General features: G+C 42.4%; 9 protein-coding genes and 1 pseudogene. 7 read left to right on the top strand and 3 right to left on the bottom strand.

The window, feature by feature from the left end; genetic code table 11:
- Nucleotides 1–280: pseudogene (locus RIM23_RS24305) on the bottom strand (hypothetical protein); the annotation flags it as partial.
- A 420-nt stretch (nt 281–700) separates the two neighbouring features.
- Here RIM23_RS24305 and RIM23_RS24300 point away from each other — a divergent pair.
- The 4 genes from RIM23_RS24300 (at nt 701) to RIM23_RS24285 (ending at nt 3,937) form a co-directional block, all read left to right on the top strand.
- Nucleotides 701–1,399: a glutathione S-transferase N-terminal domain-containing protein gene (locus RIM23_RS24300; RefSeq protein WP_446370118.1), complete on the top strand. Its 699-nt coding sequence runs from the start codon at nt 701–703 to the stop codon at nt 1,397–1,399.
- A gap of 122 nt (nt 1,400–1,521) precedes the next feature.
- A complete protein-coding gene (locus RIM23_RS24295) occupies nt 1,522–2,157 on the top strand; it encodes a hypothetical protein (RefSeq protein WP_446370116.1) in 636 nt (211 codons plus the stop codon).
- On the top strand, nt 2,151–3,290 hold the full coding sequence (locus RIM23_RS24290) for an AAA family ATPase (protein WP_446370114.1): 1,140 nt from the start codon (nt 2,151–2,153) through the stop codon (nt 3,288–3,290). The genes RIM23_RS24295 and RIM23_RS24290 overlap by 7 nt, the downstream gene beginning before the upstream one ends.
- A gap of 2 nt (nt 3,291–3,292) precedes the next feature.
- Complete coding sequence (locus RIM23_RS24285) at nt 3,293–3,937, top strand: DUF3226 domain-containing protein (protein ID WP_446370112.1); 645 nt, start codon at nt 3,293–3,295, stop codon at nt 3,935–3,937.
- Between the two features lie 71 nt (nt 3,938–4,008).
- On the opposite strand, the gene RIM23_RS24280 is transcribed toward RIM23_RS24285, so the two are convergent.
- Entirely contained in the window at nt 4,009–4,221 is a 213-nt protein-coding gene (locus tag RIM23_RS24280) for a hypothetical protein (RefSeq protein WP_446370110.1), read from the bottom strand.
- Nucleotides 4,222–4,451: 230 nt separating this feature from the next.
- Here RIM23_RS24280 and mgsA point away from each other — a divergent pair, with 230 nt between their 5' ends.
- From mgsA to RIM23_RS24265, 3 genes are read left to right on the top strand one after another with little or no spacing between them, the layout of a single operon-like run.
- On the top strand, nt 4,452–5,783 hold the full coding sequence (gene mgsA, locus RIM23_RS24275; protein ID WP_446370108.1) for a methylglyoxal synthase: 1,332 nt from the start codon (nt 4,452–4,454) through the stop codon (nt 5,781–5,783).
- Nucleotides 5,776–6,126 (top strand): DUF4870 domain-containing protein, encoded by a 351-nt coding sequence (locus tag RIM23_RS24270; RefSeq protein ID WP_446370106.1) that lies wholly within the window; start codon nt 5,776–5,778, stop codon nt 6,124–6,126. The genes mgsA and RIM23_RS24270 overlap by 8 nt, the downstream gene beginning before the upstream one ends.
- Before the next feature lie 3 nt (nt 6,127–6,129).
- Nucleotides 6,130–6,879, top strand: coding sequence for a 4'-phosphopantetheinyl transferase family protein (locus RIM23_RS24265; protein ID WP_446370104.1), 750 nt, complete (start codon nt 6,130–6,132; stop codon nt 6,877–6,879).
- Here the strand turns inward: RIM23_RS24265 and RIM23_RS24260 are convergent.
- Nucleotides 6,871–7,191, bottom strand: a complete 321-nt coding sequence (locus RIM23_RS24260; protein ID WP_446370102.1) for a hypothetical protein — start codon at nt 7,189–7,191, stop codon at nt 6,871–6,873. The two genes, RIM23_RS24265 and RIM23_RS24260, sit on opposite strands and share 9 nt — an antisense overlap.
- Between the last annotated feature and the right edge of the window lie 502 nt (nt 7,192–7,693).

Genomic DNA, 7,693 nt, shown 5'->3' with positions numbered 1-7,693 from the left:
TTCCTACATTTCCTACATTTCCTACATTTCCTACATTTCCTACATTTCCTACATTTCCTACATTTCCTACATTTCCTACATTTCCTACATTTCCTACATTTCCTACATTTCCTACATTTCCTACATTTCCTACATTAACATTATTCTTGTCTGTGATAATAATTATTCCGTGTATATGATTTGGCATAACGATAAAGGCATCTAATTCTACGAATGGAAAATGCTTTGATAAATTGTTCCAACATGATTGGACAAATTGACCCGTGGGATTGAGATGCATGAAACTATCTATAATCTCGCCAAATAGATATTCCCGTTGGTAGGTACAGATTGTGACAAAATAAAAACCAGGTTGCGTATAATCGTATCTCTGTAGACGAATTGACCGACGGTGATGCTTGTCCGGATTAAATTTCATACTTGTGGGGTATGTCATTAACAATTATTATGATATTACGCTAGATATCGTAGATACCGTAGATACCGTAGATACCGTACATATGGTACATATGGTACATATTGTAGGGGCGAAGCATTCGTGCATAGATTGATCGGGATCAACCAAAAATTTGGTACAAGAATGCTTCGCCCTTAACCCAAAGAAGCATTCGTGCATAGATTGATCGGGATCAACCAAAAATTTGGTACAAGAATGCTTCGCCCTTAACCCAAACATTTATTCGTTTTGAATTTGTTAACCATGACACAACCCATCGATTTCTACTATTGGCCCACCCCCAATGGCTGGAAAGTCAGCATTATGCTGGAGGAAACTGAAACCCCATATAACCTAATCCCTATTGACATTACCGCCGGGGATCAGTTTAAGCCAGAATTTCTCACCATCAGTCCCAATAATAAAATGCCTGCGATCGCAGACCCCCAAGGACCCGATAATCAACCCCTATCCCTATTCGAGTCTGGCGCAATTCTACTGTATCTGGCTGACAAAACCGGACAGTTCATCCCCACTCATCCGCGCGATCGCTATTCGGTGATTCAGTGGCTAATGTTCCAAATGGGTGGCGTCGGACCCATGCTGGGACAAGCACACCACTTTCGTCAGTATGCACCAGAAAAAATCCCTTATGCCATTGATCGCTACACGAATGAAGCAACTCGTTTGTATCGGGTTCTCGATAAACAACTATCCCTTGGCGAGTACATTGCGGGTGATTACTCCATCGCAGATATGGCAATTTTTCCCTGGATTGTTCCCCACGAACGACAGGGACAAAATTTAACCGATTATCCCAATCTTCAGCGATGGTTTGATGCAATTAACCAGCGATCTGCGGTACAGCGAGGGTTAGCACTTTTGAGTGAAAAACGGGTCAACACTATGGATGAAAAGGCAAAAGAAGCCTTATTTGGTTCCCGTCAGTTAGATCAGCGATAATTGGTTCTTTGTCATTCCATGGCAATCTCTAAAGTAGATGCATTTATCTTAACTGACTGCGTAATAATTCCCTAGAGACGTTCCACCGGAACGTCTCTGTCACGTAACCTAGAGGTTTGCTGATGGCATATAGCAATTTTACCTTGGCTAAAGTTAAAGAAGATTTTGGCTTAACCATTGATGAAACTCAAAATCTATTTGCTGATGTCGAAGGCGTTAAACCGTCGGAAATTTTAACGCTCAATTTAACCGAGTATATCCCTTTAGCTACAGCAATTGATACAGAAAAAGCCCGTTCTGAATTTATTATTGCTCCAGTTTTATCCGAAGTCAGGCGACAGGTTAACTATCAAGCGAGTTTATTCTCTGGAACTGATTTTAATGTCGATGTTGATAAAGGCTTACAAGGCTATTGTGACTTTATCATTAGTTGTTCAGCGGAACAATTTTACATCAACGCTCCAGTGATTACAATTGCTGAAGCCAAAAATGAAAAAATTAAATCAGGATTCGGTCAATGTATTGCTGAAATGATCGCCGCCCAGATATTTAATCAAAGAGCCGGAAATGAAATTGATAAAATTTATGGTGCTGTGACAACGGGGACAGCTTGGCGGTTTTTGGTCTTAGAGGAACATACCGTATTGATTGATCGGTTAGAATACTATATTAAGGAAGTCGATAAGATTTTGGCAATCCTTTTACAACCCATTCAAGCTTATTTGTCCACAAGTACCGCCAGAAATGAGATATGTTAAAAAATCTGACTATAAAAAATTTCCGCTGTTTCAAACATTTCCAGCTTCAGCAGCTTGGCAGAGTTAATTTACTGGTTGGTAAAAACAACAGTGGTAAAACATCAATACTAGAGGCAATTCAACTGCTCTGTTCCAAGGGGAATCCTGAACCATTAGTTGAAATGATGACTAACAGAGGTGAATATTTTTGGAGTGATGATATTAGAAGAAGCGGAAGAGAGAGAGAACTTGATATCTGTCATCTTTTTCACGGTCATGAAATTGAATCAGGCAGTGAGTTTTCAATATTGGCTTCAAATGATAATATTGAAAATAAACTTTTCGTATCTATAGAAAAACAACCGATTGCTTCTAAGGTAGATTCAGAGATTAAATCTGATGAATCCACCAGTTTAGTTGAAGAGTTTCCAGATAATTTAATAGAACTTGTTTTTAACATTTCCTGGACTGATGGCAATAAGCGAGAGAGTTGGAAACGCAGTTTGTCTTCTAGTGGAGGACTGTCTGAAGATTATATTCGTCGATGGCGATTTATAGGTAAGCCATCAAAAAATGCAGCAATAAATCAATATATCACATCATCATCTTTAACAACGACAAACATGATAGAGCTGTTTGATCAAGTGGTTTTAACACCCGATGAAACGCTTGTCTATAAAGCACTTCAGACGATTGAACCTAAAATTGATCGCATTGCTTCTATTACATATGAAAGCCACAGATATTTAGAGTCTCGTGGTGGATTTGTCGTGCGTCTTTCTGACAGTGATCAGCGCGTTCCAATTGGAAGTATGGGGGATGGAATATGGCGGATGTTGGGTCTAGCATTATCAACGGTATGTGCTAGGGGCGGAGTATTGCTGGTTGATGAAATTGATACCGGATTACATTTCACAGCAATGGAAGATATGTGGAAACTTATTTTTGAAACAGCAAAAAAACTAAATGTACAAGTTTTCGCGACGACTCATAATAGTGATTGTTGGACTAGCTTGGCTAGCCTTGCGAGTCAGGAACAAGACACTGAGGATGGAATTACAATTCAACGAATAGAACCCGGTAAAGAAACGGGTGTTCTTTTTACTGAACGTCAGATTGTCATCGCGGCTCAACGAGGGATTGAGGTACGTTAGAAATGGCAAGCAAGTATTATCCGAAGAAGCTTATTGTAGAGGGAGATCAGGACAAACGAGTTATACCTTATCTAATTGAAGCTAATGGAATTCCTTGGATAGACATAGGAATAAAAGTCCCCTACATCGAATCCTATGGAAGTGATAACTTTATTGATGCCCATGAGATTTCTACACAACTGAAAGAGTCAGGATTGACAACATTAGGATTGATCGTGGATGCGGATGATGATTTATCGGCACGCTGGACAAGTATCAGAAACGCCTGCTTAAAAAGTATTCCTGACTTTCCTGAACAATTACCAAAAACTGGATTAATCCATAGTACAAATGGGATTAAATTTGGTGTCTGGATTATGCCCGATAACCAAAAGCAAGGAATGTTGGAGACGTTTTTAGCCTACATGATACCCGATGAGAGTGAACCGTTTTGGGAATATGCCCAAGAAGTCGTAACAGAAGCCAAACGTAGAGGCGCACCTTTTATAGATGCTCATCTTGATAAAGCGAATATCTATACCTGGCTAGCGTGGCAAAATCCACCCGGACGACAATTGCATAACGCTATCATGCAGCGTATTTTGAATCCCCAACATCCCCAAGCTCAACCGTTTATGACGTGGTTTAAGAACTTATACGATCTGTAATTTTATCAATTATTTTTCAATAATTAACAATTAAAAATTATCGCAATATGAGACGTTACTGTCTTACCATTTCAACCGACATACGGTTTCACAAGAAATGACGCATCCTCTTGATGAGAATGTCTCAGTTCTTGAGCTTTATTTACGGCTGTTTTCATATCATCATAAGGACCTGCCCAGAGGTAAGACCTCACTAATTGATCATCACCAGCGAGTGATCCATAAACCGTATAATAAACCCCATAACGGGTGTTGGAATCAGTATCAATTATTTTTCTGAGCATAATAGTTCCTCGATTAGACTTTCAAACCAAATCGAATCGTAGTTTGCTGGATAAGACTGTATTCTGCCTAGCCGTGTAAAGTCAAATGTAGTGCGGCTGATTCCCCCAATAGACTCATCTGACTGTTTGTAGTCAGCGCTTTAGCGCTTCTGGCACGCTTCGTGCCTACTACAAAACCAGCTTAAGTCAGTGAGATTTACACTAATATATAAGAATTCCGCCTTCCCATCATGCCCCCAACCATTGCCTTAATTGCCCACGATCGCAAAAAAGACGATATTGCTAGCTTTGCCAAACAATATACATCGGTTCTCTCCCGTTACCGCTTAATCGCCACTGGAACCACCGGACAACGCATTCAAGAACAGAGTAAGTTAGAGGTAGAGTGCCTCTTATCGGGTTCTGTGGGCGGAGATGCCCAAATTGCGGCTGAAGTGGCTCAAGGTCAGGTGATTGCGGTGATTTTCCTCATCGATCCCCTTTATGCTCAACCTCATGAACCTGACATTCAGGCATTATTACGCATCTGTAATGTTCACAACGTCCCTCTCGCTACTAATCTTGCCACGGCTGAAGCAATTATCGCCAATTTTGCCAAAAATCGCTTTGCTTACCTGATTTTTAACCCAGTTTCGGGTCAAGGGAACGCGGAGAAGGATTTGGCGCTTATTCAGCAGCTGTTAAAACCCCAACTTCATCTAGATATCCACTTGACAACTCCCGATCGCTCGACTGTAGAGTTAACTCAAGATGCGATCGCGTCAGGTGCTGATCTGATTATCGCCTCGGGTGGAGATGGCACTGTCTCGGCTGTTGCGGGTGCTTTGATTGACACCGGGATTCCCTTGGGGATCATCGCCCGGGGGACTGCTAATGCTTTTGCTGTGGCTTTAGGAATTCCCACAAATCTGCGAGCCGCCTGTGAGCTGATTTTATCGGGCATGACGCGGGTTATCGATGCCGCACGTTGCAATCAGCATCCGATGATTTTGCTAGCTGGGATTGGCTTTGAAGCTGAAACCGTGGAACGAGCAGATCGAGAAGCAAAAAAACGCTTGGGAGTCTTAGCTTATATTTTGGCAGGGATGCAACAACTCAACGAACACAACGTTTTTGAGACGGAATTGGAGATGGCTGGGATTACCAGTCAGTGTCAAGCCGGAGCAATTACCATCGCCAATGCTGCACCGCCAACGTCTCTGTTGGCACAGGGGATGGGGGAAGTGATTGCTAATGATGGGTTATTGGAGGTGACGATTAGTACCCAAAACACCAAAATCGAAGCCGTGGATGCGATCGTTGATTTACTCGGTGCTGCGCTGATGAGGAGAGCCGCCCGTCGGGAGGATACAATTTGTGTAAGGACTGGGCAAATTAAAGTAACCACCAACCCTCCTCAAAAAGTTGTCGTCGATGGGGAAATTATCGGCACAACTCCGGTCAACATTGAATGTATTCCCCAGGGATTAACTGTAATTGCTCCCTTGGAAGAGTCAAAACCTGCCAATGAAAAACCACCCGTTAGTGAACCCGATCTAATTTCAGGAGTAAGTGATGAGTAATATGCATGACTATGACTTTGAGCAACGCAAGCTTTTATCAGCGCTATGCCATGGATCGATATTTTTGAGTTCCGCTCTTATCTCTGTCGCGATCCCGATTGTGATTTTGTTTGTGACGAATGATCCCATTGTTAAGGCAAATGCCAAAGAAGCGCTAAATTTTCACATTAACTTTTATATCTATGCCTGCATTTCTATCGTGCTATTCGTTGTCTTGATTGGTTTCTTCTTACTGGCTCTTTTAGGCTTAGTCAGTCTGATCATGCCGATTCTTGCCCTAATCAAGGTTCTGGATAATCCCAACCAACCCTACCGCTATCCTTTTATCTTTAGATTAGTTTAATTGATGAAGACTGGGAAACGTCTGTGGCATTCTCCACTCTCTACCTTAGTCCTGTCAGCCCAACAGATCCATGTTTGGCAAGCTGATCTGAATCGATCGCTGGCACAGATAGAGAGATTTGCACAACTCCTTTCCCCGGATGAACAACAGCGGGCTTCTCGATTTTACTTTGAGCGCGATCGCAACCATTTTATTGCAGGTCGTGGGATTTTGCGGACAATCCTAAGTCGCTATTTAAATCAACCGCCCAATCAAATCCAGTTTGACTATAGTTCCCGTGGTAAACCCGCCTTAGCGACGATCAACCCAGAGAATACTCTTGGTTTTAATCTGTCTCATTCTCATGGATTAGCCTTGTATGCCCTATCACCAACCCTGAAACTGGGGATCGATCTAGAATATATGCGCCCGATGCCCGATGTCCAGAAACTGGCACAACGTTTCTTTACGTCGAGGGAATATGCCGCAATTCAGACTCTGAGCGGGGATCAGCAGCAAATCGCTTTTTTCAATGGCTGGACACGCAAGGAAGCTTATTTAAAGGCGACAGGTGATGGGTTAGCTGGGTTGTCAGAGATTGAAGTGTCTCTCATCCCTGGAGAATCGGCTAAGCTGCTGAGTATCGCGGGAGACTCCAACGCGGCTGCTCATTGGTCTGTCTATCCCCTTACCCCAGCACCCGATTATGTGGCGGCTGTAGCAATTCCAGGACAGGATTGGCAGATAGACTGTATTGAGTTTGACCTAGACTAATTCGACGCGATCGCAGATAGTTTGGCAAAAGAGTGAGTTTTGCTCAACTTGCGGGGGGTGAGGTGGAGCCACGAGAATTACGGAATGATACTGAGAGATGATCACCTCTGGATCGAAAATAAATTCACTATAGTCAGCCAAATCATCCAATCCCAACACATTTAAGACAATCTCAGATAAAATCCAAGTCGTCACTTTGAAACATCCCTTTTGCCACTGCTTATGCCTACTCATAGACTCTAGGCTCCTGCGATAGATGGTTGAGGTTTTGCCTTCTGTCTCGAATAGTGGTGTTTCGAGCGATACAATCACTGCGAGTGGCTCAATCCCTACTGGTAAATTCCGTGTGATTACCTTGATTTCAGCAAGTTTTACAAAAACTTGTTCAGAACTTATGCATTCCTTTATCTGTAGAGACTGAATGATTGTACCTAAAGGCTAAAAATCTTGACTACACCCCATTTCATGCGTTAGTTCCTTGCTTGTGCCAAGACATAAATACTCACAACTTGGCTTTCATCCAATACCCTAACTAAAGTTATGTAAAGGGTGACACCTGCAACGCAGTGCTGTAAGTAAAGTTTTAATGAAAATTAGGGTAGGCAGATAAAAATCAACCACACTACCCAAACTAGAGGCGCTTTTGTCGCGTCTCTCCACTCCTCTCAAGACTGATTACCGTTCAAGCGATGGGTGAAGGCTCCCACGCTCTTTAGCTGGGAGATGAAACCGAGCGAACCGTCTAGGTAGCGAATAAATTCGCCAGTCAAATAATTCGGATAACGTTCTACTATTGTGGTAATGTAAATACAAG

Origin of the sequence: Coleofasciculus sp. G3-WIS-01 (genome assembly GCF_040223135.1) — a bacterium.
Taxonomy (GTDB): domain Bacteria; phylum Cyanobacteriota; class Cyanobacteriia; order Cyanobacteriales; family Coleofasciculaceae; genus Coleofasciculus.
Note: the sequence above shows the minus strand (reverse complement) of the source record. Positions and strands in the feature narration are given on the sequence as shown.